Raw genomic sequence first — 17,047 nt, 5'->3', positions numbered from 1 at the left:
ATTATGAAAAAAGTAATCGTTCTACTCTTAGTTTTACTAATTTTCTCTTCTTGTAAAGACTTTAAAGAAGGTTACAAAGACGGCTATAATGAAGCTCAAAAAGAAGCTGAAGCTAACAAGAAGCAAGGTGTGAAACTTTATGCTCTTGATGGCGGAACTGTAAAGGTAAATATGCTTGAGGTATTCTCTCAAGACACAACTTACACAGGTCAAACAAAGACATTTGCAGATGCATATTATGTTATTGAACATCCAAAAGGACGACTATTATGGGATGCTGGTTTAGCTGAAAGTCTTGTTGGTCAAGAGCCTTTTACAACACCAAATGGTGCCTTTACTGTGTCACGAAAAGACTCTGTAGTCTCTCAATTAGCAGAACTGAAATTAACGCCTAAAGATTTCGATTTTATTGCAGTTTCACACACTCATTTTGACCACACTGGTTCTGCTTCAAAATTTACGGAATCGACTTGGTTGGTTCAGGAAACAGAATACAACTTCATAACTAGCGAAGAACAAAAAAATGGAGATAATTACCCAGCAATTGCACCTTTGAGTAAAGTAAAAAAGCTTAATGGTGATTACGATGTCTTTGGTGATGGGTCAGTTATCATCAAGTCAATGCCTGGTCATACGCCAGGACATCAGGTATTGTTTTTAAAGCTAGAGAATGCCGGTAACATTTTGCTAACTGGTGATTTGTATCACTTCCAAGAAAATAGAGATTCGCGTGGTGTCCCTAGCTTTAACTTTGATGTAGACATGACTTTAAAAAGCATGGATGCTTTTGAAGCTTTTGCAAAAGAAAACGATGCTGATGTTTACATTCAGCATAGCCAAGATGATTTTAATAGATTACCAAAATACCCAAAGTACCTAGACTAATGATGAAAAAAGTTTTTACCCTTTTGATTTGTGCAAGCGTTTTTATTTCATGTAAAAATGATTCAAAAACTGAGGCTTCGACTATTGAAGAATCTGAATCAAAATCTTACGACCAAAATGATGGTTTAGTTACTCTAAAAGGTGACTTTATATATGACCAAGGTCAAAACGCCGCGGTAATACAAACAGCAAATAATACAATTTACGGTGTAGTTGTCGATGACAACATGAAAGCCCTAAACGAAAAAGTAAAGGCTTTCAAAAAAGAAGATACCGATATGATTCCTGTTACTGTAAGAGTAAGACGCTTTGAAAGTAATAAAGAAAACACATGGAAATTTCATGTGGAAATAAAAGAAATAATTAAGGTCGAAGCACCTAACCCAGAACAAAACGACGTTATTAAAATAGAAAATTAAGACTATGTTAAAGATAAATAACCTTCATGCAAGTGTTGAGGACAAACCAATATTAAGAGGTATCAACCTCGAAGTAAAACCCGGAGAAGTACACGCTATTATGGGACCAAACGGTTCTGGCAAAAGTACTTTGGCATCTGTGATTGCAGGTAAAGAAGATTACGAAGTTAGCGAAGGAGAAATTTTTCTAGAAGGCGAAGATATTGAGGAGTTAGGCGCCGAAGAGCGTGCTCATAAAGGTGTCTTTTTGTCATTTCAGTATCCTGTAGAGATTCCTGGAGTGTCTGTCACTAACTTTATGAAAACTGCAATTAACGAAACACGTAAAGCCAAAGGTCTAGAAGATATGCCAGCTAACGAAATGCTGAAGCTTATCCGCGAAAAATCTGAACTATTAGAAATCGATCGTAAGTTTTTATCACGTTCATTAAACGAAGGGTTTTCTGGTGGTGAGAAAAAACGTAACGAGATTTTTCAGATGGCCATGCTTGAGCCTAAATTAGCTATACTTGATGAGACTGATTCTGGTTTAGATATCGATGCACTCCGTATTGTAGCAAATGGTGTAAACAAACTAAAATCTGAAGATAACGCAACAATCGTTATTACACACTACCAACGTTTGTTAGATTATATCGTACCTGATTACGTTCACGTATTACACAATGGACGTATCGTAAAATCAGGGACTGCAGAATTAGCTCATGAGTTAGAAGCTAAAGGTTACGATTGGATTAAAGAAGAAATAAACGCGTAAGTCCGTTTGCAAGACACGGTCATTTGTATGCAGTACGCATCTGAAGACTACAAAGTAAACGACTAACAACTATTTATATGGAATTAAAAGAAAAATTAGTATCGTCTTTCATGGCTTTCGAAAATACAATCGATGTAGATTCGCCAATACATGATATTAGAATTGATGCTATTAAAACGTTTGAAGCTGAAGGGTTTCCTCATAAAAGGCAAGAAGCTTGGAAGTATACCTCTTTAAAATCTATTTTAAAAAATGATTTTAAATTATTTCCTGAAGAAACTGGTGCTTTAGATTACAAGGACATAAAAAAATACTTTATTCACGATATTGATGCCTATAAAATCATATTTGTAGATGGCAAGTATTCTTCGCATTTATCTGCGACTACTCACGATGGTATCGATGTTTGTTTAATGTCATCTGCATTAAGTAAGCCAAAATACAAGCCAGTTATTGATAATTACTTCAATAAAATAGCTACAAAAGACGGCTTATCGTCATTAAATACTGCATTTTGTTCTGAAGGTGCTTACATACATATTCCAAAAAATAAAGTTGTTGAAAAACCTATACAAATCATTCATTTTTCGACAGGTAAAGAAGCAGCATTAATGCTTCAACCAAGAAACTTAATTGTGGTAGATGAAAACTCTCATGTTCAAATTATTGAGCGTCATCAAAGTTTAACTGAAAATCCTGTTTTAACAAATAGCGTTACTGAAATTTTTGCCAATAAACGTGCAATTGTAGATTACTACAAAATTCAAAATGACAAACAATCAGCGACACTTATAGATAGTACATTTGTTAATCAAAAGGATCAAAGTTTAGCCAAAGTACAAACCTTTTCTTTCGGTGGAAAATTAACACGTAACAACCTTAATTTTTATCAAAACGGTGAGCGAATCGACTCTACTATGAAAGGTATTACAATCATAGGAGACAAGCAGCATGTAGACCATAATACTTTAGTTCACCATATAGAACCTAACTGCGAGAGTCACCAAGATTACAAAGGTATTTATGATGCTAACTCTACTGGTGTTTTTAATGGTAAAGTAGTTGTAGAAAAAGAAGCTCAAAAGACAAATGCTTTTCAGGCTAATAACAATATCTTAATTAGCGATAAAGCAACAATAAACACAAAACCTCAGCTCGAAATTTTTGCTGATGACGTTAGATGTACACATGGCTGTACTATTGGACAACTCGACGAAAGCGCCATGTTTTACTTACGTTCTCGTGGTATCCCTGAAAAAGAAGCACGCGGATTATTAATGTATGCGTTTAGTAACAACGTTTTAGATTCTGTTGCAATACCAGAAATAAAAAGTAGAATAACAAAATTAATCGCTCAGAAACTAGGCGTTAATATTGGGTTTGATTTGTAAATGAGTACCACTCAAAAACATATAACTTTTGATGTAGAAGCCATAAGAAAAGACTTCCCTATTCTCAATCGAGAAATTAATGGCAAGTCTCTTATTTATTTTGATAATGCTGCAACATCTCAAACACCACAACAGGTTATTGATGTTATTGTAGATTATTACAGTAACTATAATGCTAATATTCATCGTGGTGTACATGCATTAAGTCAAGAAGCAACAGACGCTTACGAGCAAGCACGAATAAGGATTCAAAAGCATTTTAATGCTGCTCACAGTCACGAAATTATCTATACCTCTGGGACAACTCATGGTATTAATTTAGTTGCTAATGGCTTTTCGTCTTTATTAAAAAAAGGTGACGAAGTTATTGTTTCGGCTTTAGAGCATCATAGTAATATTGTGCCTTGGCAAATGCTTTGCGAACGTACAGGAGCGACATTGAAAGTCATTCCGATGAACACTGATGGCGACTTAATTTTAAGTGAATTTGATGCGCTTTTAAACGAGAATACTAAACTTGTTTTTGTCAATCATATATCTAATGCATTAGGAACCATAAATCCCATAGAATATATCATTGAGAAAGCACATGCTATAGGCGCAGCAGTCTTAATTGATGGTGCACAATCTTGTCCTCATATAAAACCAGATGTGCAAGCTTTAGATGTCGACTTCTATGTCTGCTCTGCTCATAAAATTTGTGGCCCAACAGGTGTTGGTATGCTTTACGGAAAACAAGAATGGCTAAAAAAATTACCACCATATCAAGGTGGTGGCGAAATGATTGCCGAGGTTACTTTCGAAAAAACAACCTATGCAGACTTACCTCATAAGTTTGAAGCTGGAACACCAAATATCTGTGGTGGTATTGCTTTCGGAGCTGCATTAGATTATATGAATGCCATTGGTTTTGACACCATAGCTTCTTATGAAAATGAGCTTTTAGAATACGCTACAAACCAACTTCAGCAAATTGAAGGCTTAAAAATTTACGGAACAGCAAAAGAAAAAACGTCAGTTATTTCTTTTAATGTAGGTAATATTCATCCTTACGATATTGGGACCATTTTAGACAAAATGGGTATAGCTGTAAGAACAGGACACCATTGTGCCCAACCAATCATGAATTTCTACCAAATTCCAGGTACTGTTCGTGCTTCATTTATGTTTTATAATACTAAAGAGGAAATTGATAGTTTTATTACTGCACTAAAAAAATCTGTAATGATGTTGTCTTAACTCAATGATTAACATACGATTATGTTTAGCACCTTTCGAGGTGCTTTTTTTATACCCTTTAGAATTTCATCGAAAAATTAAAATAAACACTACTAATTTGTTAAAAAATTAACAAATTCTTTTATATTCGTTAAAATTTTAACAAAAAACACTCAAAAAAATGAAAAAAACAATTTTTGGAATGGCTGTTTTAGCTCTTCTTTTTACTAGCTGTAATGATGACAACAACAGTTTAGAGCAAGAGCAAGCAAAAGTAGATATGAGCGATTTTTATCTGTATACAAATCCTACCGATGATGGAACAACGGCTAGAGTTGCAAACGGTAAAAATTGTAGCTCTATGGAAGTATTAAACAGACAACTGGATGAAAATCCTGGATTGTACAAAAAAATGTATGATATAGAGTTAAGTTCTAGAAAATTTATGGCTAATGCTAAACCAAAAGGCGGAAACGGCGGCGGAAACGGAAACGGCGGTGGACCAGGTGGTGGTGACGGCGGCGGTGATGGCGGTGGAGAGCCAATTGATGATGGTTTAGGAACACTTAATATCCCTGTTTACATTTACGTAATATACTCTAACAGTCAGCAAAACATTAGTTCTGCTCAGATTAACTCTCAAATGGCAGTATTGAATGCAGATTTTAATGACACTAATTTTAGTGACGTTCGTTCTGAATTTCAAGGATTAGGTGCTGACGTTGACATTAATTTTGACTTACAAGTTGTTGACAGACAAGCAAATTCAACATCTGCTTGGGGTACAAACAATGCTGTAAAAGCAGCATATCCTGCACAACCAGGTTACCTAACAATGTGGATTGCTAATATTGGAGGTGGTATCTTAGGCTATGCACAATTCCCTGGAGGAAATGCATCTACGGATGGTGTTGTGATGTCTCCTCAATATTTTGGAACTACAGGTTTTGTTGCTGCACCTTTTGATGGTGGTCGTACTACAACTCATGAAGTAGGTCACTGGATGAACTTACGTCATATTTGGGGAGATGGAAGATGTCGTCAAGATGATTTTGTGTCTGATACACCTTCTTCTGATGCACCAAACTATGGTTGTGATTTAAGTGAAAGAAGTTGTAAGTCTACAGATATGGTAGAAAACTATATGGATTACTCTGATGATGATTGTATGGGCTTATTTACCGAAGGGCAAAAAGCAAGAATGCGTTCTGTTTTTGCTCCAGGTGGAGCTCGTGCAGCATTAGTAGGAAATTAATCATTTTTTATATGAATTAAAAAGAGTGCCAATTGGCACTCTTTTTTTTGGCATAATCTCTGATATATTCAAATTGTAATATATTTACTTAAAATCAAATCAATATGAAAATTTTATATAGCTTGTTAATTGTATTTCTTAGTACATCGTGTGATTCTCAACAAAAATCAATTGACAAATCTAAAACGGCTGTTACAAAAGAAAAGATGTCTGAAATAAAACAAACAGATAAAGTATCTAATATTGGCAAACATTATCAAACCAGTTCAATAACTTACCAAGCCATATCAAGAGGTTTTTTTAGACACATATCTATATCTAATGGCAATATTTCAGTCAGTGATGATCGTAATCTAAAAAACATGACTACTGTAAAATGTAACTCTGAAGACTTGAATCAAATTAAAATCATGCTTAATGATTTAGAAAAAGTAAGTCTACAAAAAATTGAACCGCCATCAAAAAAACATACTTTCGACGGTGCACCTCACGCAACTTTAACTATAAGAAATGGTGATGTCGAAAAATTCACACCAACATTTGATCATGGCAACCCACCAAAAGAGATATCAGAATTAGTTAATAAACTGTTATCCATGGCTAATATGGATAAAAAATAAGAGTGATTTTGTACCTTTGCACCAAATTTTGAAGATGACCATACAGGAAATACAAGACGAAATTATTGACGAATTCTCAATGTTTGAGGATTGGGAAGAACGTTACCAATACATGATTGATTTAGGCAAAACTTTACCACTTATTGACGATGATCATAAAACTGAAGATAATATTATTAAAGGGTGTCAAAGTAAAGTATGGGTGCATGCCAATATGAACGACAATAAGATTGCTTTTACTGCTGATAGCGATGCTATAATTACAAAAGGTATTATTGCCATTTTAATTCGTGCGTTTTCAAATCAACACCCTACTGCTATCATTGAAGCAAATACCGATTTTATAGATAAGATTGGATTAAAAGAACATTTATCTCCTACCAGAGCAAATGGCTTGGTCAGTATGATAAAACAATTAAAAATGTATGCTATCGCATACCAAACTCAATTAAACTAAAATGAGCGATACAACTATAGATACAAATGCATTAGGAGAAAAAATAGTTAAGGTTATAAAAACTATTTACGATCCTGAAATCCCAGTAGATATATACGAATTAGGACTCATCTATGATGTATTTGTAAACGAAGATTATGATGTTAAAATATTAATGACATTAACATCTCCAAACTGTCCTGTTGCAGAAACCTTACCATTAGAAGTTGAAGAAAAAGTAAAATCTATCAATGAAGTAAAGGGTGCTGAAGTCGAAATAACATTCGACCCGCCATGGTCTAACGAATTAATGAGTGAAGAAGCAAAACTCGAATTAGGAATGCTGTAATGGCAGGCGAAATTATAAATAGAGTTGCGAGCAGTAAACTTCAAGTTATTGATTTAGAGGATTTCTATCCTGAAGGCAAGCGTGTACTTTTTGATATCAAAGACTGGCTGCTAGAAGGTCTTGTCCTTCTTGAAAAAGACTTTAGAGCTTCAGTTTCTAATCATGATTGGTCTCAATACAAGGATAATTATGTCGCTTTATATTGTTCAACTGATGCTATAGTACCAGATTGGGCATATATGCTTATTGCAGTTCAACTTCAAGATATAGCAAAATTGAGTGTTATTGGTAATTTAGAGCATCTAGAATCTATAGTCTACAGCCAAATAATTTCTGACTTAGACGTTTCAACATACAAAGATTTACCAGTAATTATAAAAGGCTGTTCAAACAAACCTGTTCCTTCAAATGCTTTAGTCTTACTCATTCAAAGACTAAAACCAATTGCAAAATCTTTGATGTTTGGCGAAGCTTGCTCATCTGTGCCTCTTTATCGAAAAAAAAGATAGTTTCGTCTGTTTTTTTAAAATACGAATGGCATTAAATAAATTCTAATAATACAGTATTGCATATATTTGCATATCAATTTATAAACAACTTATACATATGAAAACTAGATTTATTTTATCATTACTCATGGTGTTTGCTATTAGCTTTGGGTACTCTCAAACAAAAGAAGAATTAGAAACAAAAAAAGCTGAAAAGCAAGCAGAAGCTGACAAATATCAAGGAGAAGCTGATGCATTGCAAGCAGAAATAGATGCTCTACCAGGTTGGCGCACAGGTGCTTTTGGTACTATTGGTGGTAGTTTATCTAACTTTAGCAATTGGTATGCGCAAGGTGCTCCTAATAACGCTTCAGGTAGTATTGGTTTTACAGTAAATGCTTTCGCTAATAAAATTGAAGACAAATACTTTTGGAGAAATAGTTTGAATGTAAATTTAAACTGGACAAAATTAGACAACAAAGATATTGACACTGATAGTGACGATTTTGAGCCAACAACAGATGTTTTTAACTTAACATCACTTTATGGTAAAAGATTAAACGATAAATGGGCTGTTTCAGGTCTTGTAGAATACAGAACAACAATTTTAAACAACTTCAATGATCCTGGATATTTAGATGTTGGTGTTGGTTTTACATGGACACCAATTACGGATTTAGTAGTTGTTATTCACCCTGCTAACTACAACTTTGTATTTTCTTCTGGCGATACTGTTTTCGATTCTTCTTTTGGTGCAAAAATCGTCGCAGATTATACAAAACAGATCGGTAAAGTAAACTTTAAAACAAACTTATCTGCGTTTCAGAGCTATAAAGATAGTGACCTATCTAACTGGACATGGATAAATTCTTTTAGTTATACACTTTGGAAAGGTATTGGTGTTGGTTTTGATTTTGGATTACGTAACAACAGACAGGAAGCTGCTAATTTTGAAGGCACAACATTACCCGATGCAGATAACGACCTACAATCATATTATACTATTGGTATGAGTTATAATTTCTAAACAAATAGAAAAATAATAAAAAAGGCGTCTTCATTAAGACGCCTTTTTTATTTACCGAATATCCTCAACATCAGGATACAAAAAATTATTGTACGGGAAGCGTGTCACATGAATTTCACGGACTTCTTTATACACACGTTTTTTAAATTCGTCTAAGTTTTCTTTGTTTAATGCCGAAATGAATAACGCATTATCACCAATTTTAGACATCCATGTTTGTTTCCACTCATTAATAGAATAATTGGCTGGTGTACGCTCAACAATTAAATCTTCTTCATCGTAAGGCTCAGCTTCGTATGCATCAATCTTATTAAAAACCATAATGGTTGGTTTGTCTTTACTTTCAATTTCGTCTAAAATTTGATTTACTGATTCAATATGTTCTTCAAAATTAGAATGCGAAATATCTACAACATGCAATAATAAATCAGCTTCTCTCACTTCATCCAAAGTACTTTTAAAAGATTCTACTAATTGCGTTGGTAATTTTCTAATAAAACCAACGGTATCACTAACCAAGAATGGCAAATTACCAATAACCACTTTACGTACAGTAGTATCTAACGTTGCAAATAGTTTGTTTTCGGCAAAAACCTCTGACTTACTAATCACATTCATTAAAGTAGATTTACCAACATTGGTATAACCAACTAAAGCCACTCTGACTAGCTTTCCGCGGTTACCACGTTGCACAGCCATTTGCTTGTCAATGGTCTTGATTTTCTTTTTTAGAAGCGAAATTTTATCACGTACAATACGTCTATCTGTTTCTATCTCTGTTTCTCCCGGTCCACGCATACCGATACCACCTTTTTGTCTTTCAAGGTGAGTCCACATACCCTTTAATCTTGGTAATAGGTATTGACATTGCGCCAATTCTACTTGCGTACGTGCATAACTGGTTTGTGCACGTTGCGCAAAAATATCTAGAATGAGATTTGTACGATCTAAAATTTTACAATTAAGTATTTTACTAATGTTTCGTTCTTGAGCAGGCGATAATTCGTCATCAAAAATAACAGTACCTACTTCGTTTTCTTTTACAAAATCCTGCACATCATTCATCTTACCTGTACCAATAAACGTTTTTGGATTAGGCATATCTAGTTTTTGTGTAAAGCGTTTTACCACTTCTCCACCTGCTGTAAACGTCAAAAACTCAAGCTCGTCTAAGTATTCCTTAGAGCTTTGTTCATCTTGTTCTTTGGTAACAATTCCTATAAGTACAACCTTTTCGAGGTTGATATCTTTTTTTTCTAACATAAATTATATAAAGTGCAAATTTAGGTAATTACACCATATCAGATTATTCATATTAATTATATCTTTAGCAACATGAGTGAGAAACATACTATTGCATTTTATAATATCGAAAACTTATTTGATACTAAAGATGACGAACATACTAATGATGAAGACTTTTTACCAACTTCGGTGAAACGTTGGACGACAAAACGTTACGAGAATAAACTTCGTAAATTAGGCCAAGTTATTTCGCAAATTGGAGAGGACGATGTAGATAGCCCGCCAGCAATAGTTGGTCTAGCTGAAGTTGAAAATGAACACGTTGTTAAAGATTTGATTAACAGCAAGTATCTAAAGCATTATAAATATGATATCATACATTATGATTCTTCAGATGAACGCGGCATTGATGTGGCTTTAATTTATAATACAGATGTTTTTGAAGTTTCACATTCTGAAGCTTTTGCAGTATATCTTACAAAAGAAGATGGCAGTCGTGATTATACCAGAGATGTCTTACAGGTCACAGGAAGACTTAATAACGAACAAATACATATTGTAGTTAACCATTGGTCGTCTCGTCGCCAAGGACAAAAAGAGACAGAACACAAACGTCTAGCAGCTGCAAATACCGTAAACCAAGTTGTCGAAATCTTAAAGAAAAATTATGACGACCCAAAAATAATTGTAATGGGTGACTTTAACGATACACCATATGATAAAAGCTTATTATCACTCGAAAATGAGTCACAACTTTATAATCCTTTCAAAAAAATATCCACTCGGGACAAAGGCAGTCTAAACCATAATTTTGAATGGCACTTATTTGATCAGATTTTAATTTCTACAAACTTTTTTGATTCAAAATCAACGCAATTTAATCTTAGTGAAGCTAAGGTTTTTAATTCACAATTTTTGACGCAATATCATGGAAAATTTAAAGGACAGCCTTTTAGAACTTATGTTGGTAAGCGTTACAAAGGTGGTTATAGCGATCATTTTCCTGTATACATAGAGCTAAAGGAAGACGACTAAAAAAACTAACATTTAATCGAGTAAAAACCGTATTTCACCTATTAATCTTAACTTTTATGTTAAAATTTTAACAAAAATTTATCTTCGCTAGTCTAATAGCCAAATTTAGATTTTTATGAAATCATTTTTACTTTACTTTTTTATCATTTTAGTTGGTAATTTTCAGACTCTAGATGCACAAAACCTTGTCTTTGATGTAGACTGTGCTGCTGGTTCAGATATATTTAGCTACTGTTACGACAGCAATGACAATTCGACGTACACATTTACCTCAACTACTGGTGTTCCTGTTTTTCTGGAATTCCTTGCTGGTTCTATTGAAAGCGGTTTTGACGATATCACCGTTTATGACAGTGCTGATAATACTGGAACTGTTTTATTTAGTGGTGATAATGGAGGTGATTTAGCAGGTCTTAATTTTCAATCAACAGGTGATTCTCTTTTTATTGAAGTTGATAGTGATGGAAGTATAAGCTGTCAATCGAGTACTACATTTACGCCTTGGGAAATTAACTACAGATGCGTAACATGTGTGTCTCCAACGGCTGCTTATGATATAGTAAGTAATTGCGCTAATGGAAATGAAGAATTTTTTATAGACGTTATAGTCACAGATGTTGGTGACGCAGAAAGTATTAATATACTTGATGACCAAAATAGCCCAGTTCAGACTACAACTGTTGCTGGCTCATTTACTTTTGGTCCTTTTCCAAACGGTACTGAAGTCAATGTTACTGTAGAAGATGCTGATGATATCAATTGTATTCTAGAAAGTGGTGTGCTATCGCAAGCATTTTGTCCACAACAAGAATGTGATATTGTGAATGCTGGACCAGATGCGGTATTTGGTTGTGCTAGTGATATTGAAGAGATAGACCTTTCGGCAACTTTTATGCCAAGTGCTTTAACTTCAAATACTAGCGTTTATATAATTGACGATTTTGAATGCCCGTTAGCAAACTTAGATGGCACACCAACTGGTTTAAATATCGATGACCGCTGGTCTCAACCTATCGACTTAGGTTTCGAATTTGAGTTTTTTGGAATTACTTATAACCAAGTTGTTGTCGGTGCAAACGGCCTAATCGGATTTGACACAAGTTTAGCAGGAGATTTTTGCCCTTGGAGTTTTGAACCAGACGAATTATTACCAACACCAGATTTACCAACTAATGCTATTTTTGGACCTTATCATGATATCGATCCAAGTGAAGGTGGACAGATAGAATTTACAACTGTCGGTGTTGCTCCACAGCGTCAATTTAAAGTTAGTTTTGTTCACGTTCCTCATTTTAGTTGTAACGAATTATTAACGACTTCACAAATCATCTTATACGAAGCATCAAACGTAATTGATGTTATTATCGAAGAAAAACCTACGTGTCAAACCTGGAATGATGGTCTCGCTGTTGTTGGTGTACAAAACGCATCTGGAACAGTTGGCTATACTCCTGCAGGAAGAAACACTGGTGATTGGGTCGTGTCTTTTCAAGAGTTGTGGCGATTTATCCCAGACGGCGCACCAAACTATGTTTTTGAGTGGTTTGATGACCAAGGAACATCATTAGGAAACGATACAGATATTACAGTAAGCCCTACAGAAACTACCGTTTACTCAGCGACAGTCACTTACACCAATGCTAATGGTATTGAAACTACAGTTACTGATGACGTTACAGTATCTGTAATTGATCAAACTCCACAAGCAGGAATTCTTCAAAATTTAGTGAATTGCGAAAACGCAAATGGCAATGCTTTTTTTGATTTAACATCTCAAAATGATGCCATATTTAATGGTCAAACAGACTTGTCTGTTACGTATTATGAATCTCAGTCTGATGCCGATAATGATGTAAATTCAATTCCTAATCCAGATAATTACGAAAATCTATCTAATCCTCAAACCATTTATTTCAGATTAGTGAATGATATAAGTCCTGATTGTTTTTCTACAGGAAACTTTGACCTAAGTGTTACTTCTTTTGACACAAGCCTTGTAGCTTTTGATCAAGGTTGCGATGGAAATGATTATATGATTACTATATCTCCAATTAATGATAGTTATGACCCAAATACAGTTACTTATGAATGGTCTGGCCCTATTGGTGCAAGTACAGTCGACAATACCTCAAGCACGTTTACTGCAACAGAGGATGGCGAATATTTTGTAGATATTACAACCGCTGAAGGTTGTGTATATACTGTTTCAACAATGGTTAGTAATGCCATGTGTATATTTCCAGAAGGTATTTCTCCTAATGGCGATTCTATGAATGACACTTTTGACTTATCAGCTTTTAATGTTTTAGAAATCGAAATCTTCAATAGACAAGGACGCTCCGTCTATAAAAAAACCAATTACACCAATGAATGGGTTGGACAATCAAGTAGTGGAGAGTTACCTGTAGGCACCTATTTCTATGTTGCTCGATTAGCAGATAATGAAACCCGAAATGGATGGATATATATACAACGCTAATTGATTTTCTCCAAAAGCCAAATAAAATTTAAACCGTATTCAATGAAAAAACTCACTATAATATTGATTTTGTGCTTAGCATTTAAAATGCAAGGGCAGCAAGACGCACAGTATACACAGTATATGTATAATATGAATATCATTAATCCTGCATATGCTGGTTCAACCGAAAGCTTATCTTTTGGTTTGTTGTACAGAAACCAATGGACAAAAATAGATGGCGCTCCAGAAACAGGTACCTTTTTTGGTCATTCTCGTATTGGTAATAATATGGGGCTAGGACTTTCTGTTATTGCTGACCAGCTTGGTCCAGTAAAAGAAACAAACGCCTATGTAGATTTTTCATACAAGTTAAAACTCGGAGGCGAACATAATCTGGCTTTTGGTCTTAAAGCTGGTGCAACATTTCACGATATAGGATTAGCAAATATCGCACTTATTAACCCTAACGACCCGTTTTTTCAAAATATAAATGAAACGACACCAAACATTGGTGCTGGTGTATTTTACTATTCAGACAAATACTATTTGTCTGTTTCAGTGCCAAACATGTTATCGTCAGTACATTTAAGCCAGAACGGAAACAATATTGGCTCAGAAACACAACACTATTTTGTGTCAGGTGGCTATGTGTTTGACTTATCTGCTAATACAGAATTAAAGCCATCATTTTTAGTAAAATCTGCTTTTGATGCACCAACATCATTTGATGTTAATCTAAATGCAAGATTTTATAAGAAGTTTGAGATTGGTGCATCATACAGATTAGACGATTCGTTTTCTGGTCTTGTAAACTTTGCTATTTCACCATCATTGAGAATTGGGTATGCCTACGATGCTGTATCATCAGATATTAATGCATTTGCTCCTGCATCTCATGAGGTTATGTTATTATTCGATCTAAATTTCTCTAAACGTGCTTCACGTTCACCAAGATATTTCTAACCAGTTAAGCTAAAACATTATGAAAATTTTTAAAACATTATTTTTTATAGCATTGATGAGTAGTTTAAGCTTAACTGCTCAAAATTCAAGCACCAAAAAAGCAGATAAGCAATTCGAACGCTTTCTATTTGTAAAAGCTGCAGAGAGTTACAATAAACTTGTTGAAGATGGAAAAGGAGATGCCTATGTATACGGACGTCTGGCTGAATCATATTACAATATGTTTAATACTGTTGAAGCTGAGCGTTGGTATGCCAAAGCATTAGAGTCTTCAGAAAACCCTGAAATGATATACAATTATGCCGAAATGTTAAAAGCAAATGGTAAGTATGAAGCTTCAAATACACAAATGCAGCGTTTTGCTTCGATGCGTCCTTCAGACAATAGAGCTACAGCCTTTTTGAGCAACCCAAATTACTTGCCAAAAATATTAGAACAAGGAAAAAAATTCAATGTTCAAAATGCTGATTTCAATTCTGAGAATAGTGATTTTGGTGGTACAGTAAACAAAGGCAATCTTTACATAGCTTCTGCGCGTAATGACAATCGTAAATCTTACGGTTGGAATAACGAACCTTTTTTAGACATCTATTCACTTTACAAAAATACAGATGGATCATACCAAGATGCACAGTTATTAAACAAAGACATTAACACTAAATATCATGAAGGATTAGTCTCCTTTTCTCCTGACGGAAATACAATGTATTTTTCTCGTGAGAGTTATTTTGAAAAGGCTTTTGAAAAAGATTCTTTATCAAAAATAAAATATAGTCAATTGTATTTGTTTAAAGCTTCAAAAATTGGTGACGATTGGGACGATATTGTAAGTCTACCGGTTAATAGCAAAAACTACTCTGTTAAAAATCCTTCTGTAAGCGCAGATGGTAAGACACTTTACTTTGCTTCAGATATGCCTGGCGGTTTTGGGCAATTTGACATCTACAAAGCATCAATAAATGACGATGGTTCTCTCGGAACACCAGAAAACTTGGGGCAGAAAGTAAATACCGAAGCGCAAGAAATGTTTCCTTATATCAGTAGTAATAACACACTTTACTTTTCATCTAATGGTCATTTAGGGCTTGGTGGTATGGATGTGTTTTATACTGAAGAAATTGATGGCAAGATGGCGCCTATTCGTAATATTGGCATCCCTGTAAATAGTAATGGTGATGATTTTGCATTTACAATTGACGAAGATTCTGAAGAAGGTTTTGTGTCTTCTAACCGTGAAGGCGGAAAAGGAAGTGACGATGTATATCTTATCAAAAAACTACAACCACTTTGTGATGTTGTTTTAAATGTTGAAGTCTTAGATGACAGTAATCGCAAGCCAATTTCAGGAGCATCGGTTAGCTTATATGACGACCAAGGCAATAAAATTTCGACAAAATCTTCGGATGCCGAAGGTAAAACAACGTTCATCGTAGAATGTAACACAAGTTCAGACATCGAAGTTCTTGCAGATGGCTATGACAGTAAACGTATCACTGAAAAAACAGAACGTGTGGAAGAGCAAGATGTTAGAATTTCTTTGAATCCAATTGAAGAATTGATTGTTGAAGACAAAATAGAATTAGCACCTATTTACTTCGATTTTGATAAACACAATATTACATCTACAGCAGCTTTTGAATTAGATAAGCTTGTACAAATCATGAATAAATACCCTGATTTGGTTATTAATGCAGCATCACACACAGATAGTAGAGGTTCTGAGCCATATAACCAGAGACTATCACAAAGACGTGCAACATCTACACAACAATATGTGATTTCAAAAGGTATTTCAGAAAAACGCATTCAGGCCATTGGACGTGGAGAAAATGATCTTAAAATCAAATGTGGTAATAATTGTACTGAAGACGAACATCAGCAAAATAGACGTTCGGAATTTATTATAATTAGCGGCGGTCCAAATAACCAATAACAGAATACTAACTATAAATAAAAACGCTTTGAGAATCTCAAAGCGTTTTTTTATGTCCAGTCTATAAAAGGAAGTCTACTCAAATTAGAGTTGTAGTATTTAATCTCTCCAGTGACTTCTTTGCCTAACCAATCGGGCTTTTCAAAAGTTTCAGTTTTTGAGTTAAGCTCAACTTCGGCTATAATTAATCCTTGGTTATCACCATAAAATTCATCTACTTCAAAAGTATGATTACCGACTTTGACTTCGTATCTGGTTTTATCTATAATCCCTTTTTCGCATAGTAACAGTAGTGCTTCTGCTTCCGTTTTGGGTATTTCCTTTTCCCATTCAAATCGGCTCAAACCATCCTCAGATGATTTTCCTTTTATAGTCAAAATACCTTTATCTTTTTTTAGTCTTATTCTAACGGCTCGTTCAGGAGCACTATTCAAAAATCCTTGCTTTATATCGTAGGCGTTAAAAGCTTGGTCTTTAAAAGCCTCAGATTTTACTAAAAATTTTCGTTCTATTTCAGTCATGCTATCTTCCCGTGAAAACGGAAATTTTTTTATAATTCAATTTA

Annotated in this window: 17 protein-coding genes; 15 read left to right on the top strand and 2 right to left on the bottom strand. The window is 34.5% G+C overall.

Annotation, left to right across the window (positions count from 1 at the left end; translation table 11 throughout):
- Window positions 1-3: 3 nt before the first annotated feature.
- From BTO05_RS09310 to BTO05_RS09260, 11 genes are all read left to right on the top strand, one after another.
- Window positions 4-885 carry an N-acyl homoserine lactonase family protein gene (locus BTO05_RS09310; RefSeq protein ID WP_087493323.1) on the top strand — a complete coding sequence of 294 codons (882 nt, stop codon included), beginning with the start codon at window positions 4-6 and terminating at the stop codon, window positions 883-885.
- Window positions 885-1,304, top strand: a complete 420-nt coding sequence (locus BTO05_RS09305) for a hypothetical protein (RefSeq protein ID WP_232459726.1) — start codon at window positions 885-887, stop codon at window positions 1,302-1,304. Before BTO05_RS09310 ends, BTO05_RS09305 begins: the two co-directional genes overlap by 1 nt.
- A gap of 4 nt (window positions 1,305-1,308) precedes the next feature.
- Window positions 1,309-2,061: a Fe-S cluster assembly ATPase SufC gene (sufC, locus tag BTO05_RS09300; RefSeq protein ID WP_087492405.1), complete on the top strand. Its 753-nt coding sequence runs from the start codon at window positions 1,309-1,311 to the stop codon at window positions 2,059-2,061.
- Window positions 2,062-2,138: 77 nt separating this feature from the next.
- Complete coding sequence (sufD, locus tag BTO05_RS09295) at window positions 2,139-3,452, top strand: Fe-S cluster assembly protein SufD (RefSeq protein ID WP_087492404.1); 1,314 nt, start codon at window positions 2,139-2,141, stop codon at window positions 3,450-3,452.
- On the top strand, window positions 3,453-4,691 hold the full coding sequence (locus BTO05_RS09290) for an aminotransferase class V-fold PLP-dependent enzyme (protein ID WP_087492403.1): 1,239 nt from the start codon (window positions 3,453-3,455) through the stop codon (window positions 4,689-4,691).
- A gap of 160 nt (window positions 4,692-4,851) precedes the next feature.
- Window positions 4,852-5,925 (top strand): zinc metalloprotease, encoded by a 1,074-nt coding sequence (locus tag BTO05_RS09285; protein ID WP_087492402.1) that lies wholly within the window; start codon window positions 4,852-4,854, stop codon window positions 5,923-5,925.
- Window positions 5,926-6,029: 104 nt separating this feature from the next.
- Window positions 6,030-6,545, top strand: coding sequence for a hypothetical protein (locus BTO05_RS09280; protein ID WP_087492401.1), 516 nt, complete (start codon window positions 6,030-6,032; stop codon window positions 6,543-6,545).
- Between the two features lie 34 nt (window positions 6,546-6,579).
- Window positions 6,580-7,002 (top strand): SufE family protein, encoded by a 423-nt coding sequence (locus BTO05_RS09275; protein ID WP_087492400.1) that lies wholly within the window; start codon window positions 6,580-6,582, stop codon window positions 7,000-7,002.
- A 1-nt stretch (window position 7,003) separates the two neighbouring features.
- Window positions 7,004-7,330, top strand: coding sequence for an iron-sulfur cluster assembly protein (locus tag BTO05_RS09270; RefSeq protein ID WP_087492399.1), 327 nt, complete (start codon window positions 7,004-7,006; stop codon window positions 7,328-7,330).
- A complete protein-coding gene (locus BTO05_RS09265) occupies window positions 7,330-7,839 on the top strand; it encodes a DUF2480 family protein (protein WP_087492398.1) in 510 nt (169 codons plus the stop codon). Before BTO05_RS09270 ends, BTO05_RS09265 begins: the two co-directional genes overlap by 1 nt.
- A gap of 97 nt (window positions 7,840-7,936) precedes the next feature.
- Window positions 7,937-8,845: a DUF3078 domain-containing protein gene (locus tag BTO05_RS09260; RefSeq protein WP_087492397.1), complete on the top strand. Its 909-nt coding sequence runs from the start codon at window positions 7,937-7,939 to the stop codon at window positions 8,843-8,845.
- A 51-nt stretch (window positions 8,846-8,896) separates the two neighbouring features.
- Here BTO05_RS09260 and hflX read toward each other — a convergent pair whose 3' ends face one another.
- Window positions 8,897-10,108 carry a GTPase HflX gene (gene hflX, locus BTO05_RS09255; RefSeq protein ID WP_087492396.1) on the bottom strand — a complete coding sequence of 404 codons (1,212 nt, stop codon included), beginning with the start codon at window positions 10,106-10,108 and terminating at the stop codon, window positions 8,897-8,899.
- Window positions 10,109-10,180: 72 nt separating this feature from the next.
- Here hflX and BTO05_RS09250 point away from each other — a divergent pair, with 72 nt between their 5' ends.
- From BTO05_RS09250 to BTO05_RS09235, 4 genes are all read left to right on the top strand, one after another.
- Window positions 10,181-11,125: an endonuclease gene (locus BTO05_RS09250; RefSeq protein ID WP_087492395.1), complete on the top strand. Its 945-nt coding sequence runs from the start codon at window positions 10,181-10,183 to the stop codon at window positions 11,123-11,125.
- Between the two features lie 115 nt (window positions 11,126-11,240).
- Entirely contained in the window at window positions 11,241-13,604 is a 2,364-nt protein-coding gene (locus tag BTO05_RS09245; RefSeq protein ID WP_087492394.1) for a gliding motility-associated C-terminal domain-containing protein, read from the top strand.
- Between the two features lie 42 nt (window positions 13,605-13,646).
- Window positions 13,647-14,549: a type IX secretion system membrane protein PorP/SprF gene (locus BTO05_RS09240; protein ID WP_087492393.1), complete on the top strand. Its 903-nt coding sequence runs from the start codon at window positions 13,647-13,649 to the stop codon at window positions 14,547-14,549.
- 19 nt (window positions 14,550-14,568) lie between these two features.
- A complete protein-coding gene (locus tag BTO05_RS09235) occupies window positions 14,569-16,482 on the top strand; it encodes an OmpA family protein (RefSeq protein ID WP_087492392.1) in 1,914 nt (637 codons plus the stop codon).
- A gap of 50 nt (window positions 16,483-16,532) precedes the next feature.
- Here the strand turns inward: BTO05_RS09235 and BTO05_RS09230 are convergent, their stop codons facing one another.
- Window positions 16,533-17,003, bottom strand: a complete 471-nt coding sequence (locus BTO05_RS09230; RefSeq protein WP_087492391.1) for a CYTH domain-containing protein — start codon at window positions 17,001-17,003, stop codon at window positions 16,533-16,535.
- Window positions 17,004-17,047: the final 44 nt, after the last annotated feature.

This window comes from Winogradskyella sp. PC-19 (genome assembly GCF_002163855.1).
Taxonomy (GTDB): domain Bacteria; phylum Bacteroidota; class Bacteroidia; order Flavobacteriales; family Flavobacteriaceae; genus Winogradskyella.
The sequence above is the reverse complement of the archived record's forward strand: the minus strand, read 5'-3'. Positions and strand labels throughout refer to the sequence as shown.

What these genes read in the sequence shown, in the direction of transcription:
- sufC (WP_087492405.1), top strand. Translation starts at nt 1,309, where the DNA reads ATGTTAAAGATAAATAACCTTCATGCAAGTGTTGAGGACAAACCAATA.
- BTO05_RS09265 (WP_087492398.1), top strand. Translation starts at nt 7,330, where the DNA reads ATGGCAGGCGAAATTATAAATAGAGTTGCGAGCAGTAAACTTCAAGTT.
- BTO05_RS09235 (WP_087492392.1), top strand. Translation starts at nt 14,569, where the DNA reads ATGAAAATTTTTAAAACATTATTTTTTATAGCATTGATGAGTAGTTTA.
- BTO05_RS09245 (WP_087492394.1), top strand. Translation starts at nt 11,241, where the DNA reads ATGAAATCATTTTTACTTTACTTTTTTATCATTTTAGTTGGTAATTTT.
- BTO05_RS09230 (WP_087492391.1), bottom strand. Translation starts at nt 17,003, where the DNA reads ATGACTGAAATAGAACGAAAATTTTTAGTAAAATCTGAGGCTTTTAAA.
- BTO05_RS09250 (WP_087492395.1), top strand. Translation starts at nt 10,181, where the DNA reads ATGAGTGAGAAACATACTATTGCATTTTATAATATCGAAAACTTATTT.
- BTO05_RS09275 (WP_087492400.1), top strand. Translation starts at nt 6,580, where the DNA reads ATGACCATACAGGAAATACAAGACGAAATTATTGACGAATTCTCAATG.
- BTO05_RS09310 (WP_087493323.1), top strand. Translation starts at nt 4, where the DNA reads ATGAAAAAAGTAATCGTTCTACTCTTAGTTTTACTAATTTTCTCTTCT.
- BTO05_RS09280 (WP_087492401.1), top strand. Translation starts at nt 6,030, where the DNA reads ATGAAAATTTTATATAGCTTGTTAATTGTATTTCTTAGTACATCGTGT.
- BTO05_RS09305 (WP_232459726.1), top strand. Translation starts at nt 885, where the DNA reads ATGATGAAAAAAGTTTTTACCCTTTTGATTTGTGCAAGCGTTTTTATT.
- BTO05_RS09290 (WP_087492403.1), top strand. Translation starts at nt 3,453, where the DNA reads ATGAGTACCACTCAAAAACATATAACTTTTGATGTAGAAGCCATAAGA.
- BTO05_RS09240 (WP_087492393.1), top strand. Translation starts at nt 13,647, where the DNA reads ATGAAAAAACTCACTATAATATTGATTTTGTGCTTAGCATTTAAAATG.
- BTO05_RS09260 (WP_087492397.1), top strand. Translation starts at nt 7,937, where the DNA reads ATGAAAACTAGATTTATTTTATCATTACTCATGGTGTTTGCTATTAGC.
- BTO05_RS09270 (WP_087492399.1), top strand. Translation starts at nt 7,004, where the DNA reads ATGAGCGATACAACTATAGATACAAATGCATTAGGAGAAAAAATAGTT.
- sufD (WP_087492404.1), top strand. Translation starts at nt 2,139, where the DNA reads ATGGAATTAAAAGAAAAATTAGTATCGTCTTTCATGGCTTTCGAAAAT.
- hflX (WP_087492396.1), bottom strand. Translation starts at nt 10,108, where the DNA reads ATGTTAGAAAAAAAAGATATCAACCTCGAAAAGGTTGTACTTATAGGA.
- BTO05_RS09285 (WP_087492402.1), top strand. Translation starts at nt 4,852, where the DNA reads ATGAAAAAAACAATTTTTGGAATGGCTGTTTTAGCTCTTCTTTTTACT.